The organism is Okeania sp. SIO2B9, from assembly GCF_010672505.1.
GTDB lineage: Bacteria > Cyanobacteriota > Cyanobacteriia > Cyanobacteriales > Microcoleaceae > Okeania > Okeania hirsuta.
In genome coordinates this window covers 1-3,761 of record NZ_JAAHGK010000776.1, presented here as the reverse complement: position 1 = coordinate 3,761, position 3,761 = coordinate 1, and the positions used below count along the sequence as shown (strand labels likewise).

Here is a 3,761-nt window from a genome sequence, read left to right as displayed (position 1 = left end):
GGGTTGATGGAATTGAAGGAATTGGACTTTGTCTGGTTTTGTTGTTGTCATGGCTTTTTTGGGTTTTAATCGAAATTTAAAACCTCCTACTTCATAAGAGGTACTGATAACTGATAACTGTTAACTGATAACTGAAATGATTGGGTGGTTTTGGCACCGACTCGGTGGAAGTTGCGGGCGGCGATCAAAGCAGTACACCTGGAAATGGAGGGGTTGTTGGTGGAGAAGCACCCAGACAAAACGTTTATTGGACGGATTGCCCGGGGCTTTGATTTTTTGGGCTATCGGTTTTCCCCGGGTGGGTTGACTGTTGCCCTACAGACTGTGGAAAGATGTAGGGTGAAGGTAGCCCGGCTTTATGAGCAAGGTGCGTCCGTTGAACGCATTGGGCAGTACCTTTGCCGTTGGTGGCAGTGGGTTAAGGGAGGAGTTGTAGGATTGTTTCACGTACCTGTTATGCTCTTTTGGGTAGGTAACCGTCAAGTATTTTTTTCCTACACTCCTTTTTTTCGCATACTGTTCCTATTTCCTTTTAATCATTGCCCACATACATGATGAACTTCATCTTCGCATGTTTCGGTTGTGGCATCGCTGTTACGGTGTTCCACTCGGATTCGTTGCGATCCACCTCTCGTACGTTTCTCGCACTGAACACTATGGCATTCCCCTCTTTACCGAAAGGCTTGGGCACGCGCCGATACTTCCTCGTTTTGGTAAACAACCCTGATTTGAACACCACACGCTCCTCGTCATCATAGGCTTCCGGATCGCTCTCGTATATTGACAGCGTCTCGCTCGCACGACCATCTATGTCGAAATGGTTGTGGTACGGTATGTGGCTGCGCTCCAAGGTCACCCCTTGCTCGCTAGCCTCTGGGCTCACCCATGCTCCCTCTTCGTCCTCTTCCATTCCTCTTACAAAACACCCTCTCAGATCGGGCGTGCCCGGCGTGCTCCCATCGCACAACTGCCACCCTTCGGGGATATTTTCTCCATACCATATTACGATCATTCCTCTCTTGAGAGCGCCTCCCACCTTTTCAACTTGTGAACAGAACTTCCCATCCCTGTAACCTACTACATTTTTATAATACAAATAGAGGTTAGCATCGCCACTGGGGTGATTCGTCACTATATTCTCGAATTTTATTAACATTGTTTCTTGAGGTTTTAACTCCAACTCCTGAATAGGAACAAACCTCCATCTTAATCCTTTGACTTCACCTCCGCCTATGACCTCTTCTAGTCCGTTTTGCTCCCATCCTTGAATCTGAATAGAAATTTTATTAACTTGATCTTCCGTTCCCAACGCCCAGGGTGCTTCTTCTGGTGTTCCAACCTCTAACACTACCTGTAACTCAGAAGCTCTATCGGGATCGGATGAATAATTGAATAAAATACTCCCGCTGTCATCGTTGGTTATGTTTGTATTCGTCAGTCGCAGTAGCAAACTATTCGTGACATCATTAGTATTGATCACCTTGTTACCGTTAACAAAACCGACAAAGAGAGGGATATTAGTTGCTCCAGTATCTTTTACCATTTCTAATCCTAAAGTAATGTAGTCGTAGTAGTCTTGACTTGAGTTTAGAGGCAGAGCGTTACCACTTGCTGCCCTCACCTCATTAAAATGTAGAAATTGCCAACTCATGTTGACATATATTCCCATGCTGTAACTGTGATTGACTGGCTGTTCTTGGGCCGCCTTTCCAGCTAAGATAATCTCGGTGGCTTCTTCAGGAGCGAGACGAATTTCCTCCTTCCCCTTCCAAAGTAAATAAAGACTATCATAATTAGCATGATTCACCCGATGAAGAGACCAATTATCGCTCTCCACTGTTACCAGATCCAGGTTGACTAAAATCCCTGGATTAAACTTCAGTTGAAAGTGATAATTAGTCGAGTCTGCCTTAGTATCTCCCCCAACTGGAACAATAGCAATAGTTTTATCTGCCAGAATATTGGTTATCCCAATCTCAAGGGGACTCGCCTCATCCGGGTGCCCTATGAGTAGCTTATCGCATAATTCCGGCTCGCCATCATCCGGTGGATAGCACCAGCTTATTTTAAAAGGCATTTCTTTTCGGATTGTTTCAGTCATTTAGTTTTCTCCACAAGGTAATAAATTATGTTACTTTACTTGGGGTGCAAAGACAAAACTCTTTGCCACTTCGTCGGCATTAATACTCACCTCACTTTTATCAAAACCTAAAGCTTCTAAAATCGCATTCCGAACCGGATTAGTATGGACAGTATCCTGAATGCGCTCGCGCCTTTCTTCTTCATTATAATCGGAATTCGGCACAAACTTTACTAACTTTTCCCAAGTATAACGCTCATCAATAGCATAAGTTTCATCCTGTAAGTATTTTACAGCAATTTCATGAGACTCACCCCCACGGGGAAAATTGGCAGGTAAAATCCTAAAACCAAAGAACACATTATCAATGAATTGCTCTTGATTCACTTCTGGGGGTAAGACCTTCACAAACAACCCGAGAAATGATGATGTCCTGGGTATGCCCCAAGTCGCAATGGACGCTAACTTTAAGATAGGTTCAAACTTAAATTTGTCTTCAACATTCTTTTGACTTTCACCAGGGTTTATAACAATAGTTACTTTATGGCAGGTTTGTAACTCATCCTTGTCAATACCCATAGAATTAATACCAAAATTTGTATTAGTATTCGACCACCCATGTCTTCTCTCACCATATAACGCTTCTTTCGCAGGAATCAAGCTATTTGTTGTCAACTCAAACGACTTAGGATTAATCACCCAAACTTCTTTGTCGTCTACCACAACTTGCTTAACCAACCCATCAACAGCATTTATGCTGCAAACATCCTCCGCTTTGGGTAAGAATAAATTCTGAAACTTTGCCCAGTCAATCGGTTCCGCAGAAGGAGAACCTTGATCGCCAAACTCAATTGTTTTAGAGACTGGCCCAATTTTGACCTTTAATTCACCACCCAAATCTGGACCAAAAATCCGAACATCTGCCCCTACCTCCACAGGACCAAAAATACCGAAACCAGCACTGACAAGGGCACGGATATCAATATCATAATGAAAAGGTGCAAAACCCAGTAATAAATTAGCCTCTACTTCAAAATTAGCCCAGAGCTTGCCAGAACTAAAGCCTACGTTTAACACTCCCCCTGCCATAACTCCATAACCACAAATGGCACAATAAACCTGAGCAGTCGCATGAGTGTGCTTGTCAATTTGCAACTTCATGCCCAGTCGGGGGACATCAGGATAGTAATCGGGTTTGTTAAACCGAGGATGGAAACCGCCAAGAGTAAAGATAAAATCTCCGGTGTGTTCTCCAGCATACCATACCCCGAGAGCCAAACCCCCGGTTAATTTGCAATCAGGACTCAAAATATAAGATTTAGGAGTCAGTTGTCCACGAACTAGCAATTCGCCTTCCAGGGGGTTAAACCTTGCTTGTAAAGCTATTTCGGCCACGGCAAGTGGATCGATGTCAGCCGGTTTTACTTTAGGAAAAGTTAAATTCCCAATCCCTAATAAATTGAGTTCAATATCATTCCTACTGATAGAAAAGGCAAGTAAAGCAAAGCAGTCGATAGTTTCACAACAGGTCAATTTAACACCTAAGGCTCCCCATCCAGCACCTATCTTTGGGGGTATATATTGCTCTATCTTTTCTAATTGTTCGGTAATAACCTCCTTAGTATTACTCGGATCGGGTTGAGCTATTCCCTCAATTCCTTTAGTATCTCAAGCAATTGAG

The 3,761-nt window shown here is 43.5% G+C and carries 2 protein-coding genes; both read right to left on the bottom strand.

Going from position 1 to position 3,761, the window contains the following annotated elements:
* Positions 1–532: 532 nt before the first annotated feature.
* Positions 533–2,101, bottom strand: coding sequence for a hypothetical protein (locus F6K13_RS23185; protein WP_287288528.1), 1,569 nt, complete (start codon positions 2,099–2,101; stop codon positions 533–535).
* A 30-nt stretch (positions 2,102–2,131) separates the two neighbouring features.
* Entirely contained in the window at positions 2,132–3,727 is a 1,596-nt protein-coding gene (locus tag F6K13_RS23180; protein WP_353735703.1) for a DUF6603 domain-containing protein, read from the bottom strand.
* Between the last annotated feature and the right edge of the window lie 34 nt (positions 3,728–3,761).

Coding starts and splice junctions, on each gene's coding strand:
- F6K13_RS23185 (WP_287288528.1), bottom strand. CDS start 2,101: ATGACTGAAACAATCCGAAAAGAAATGCCTTTTAAAATAAGCTGGTGC.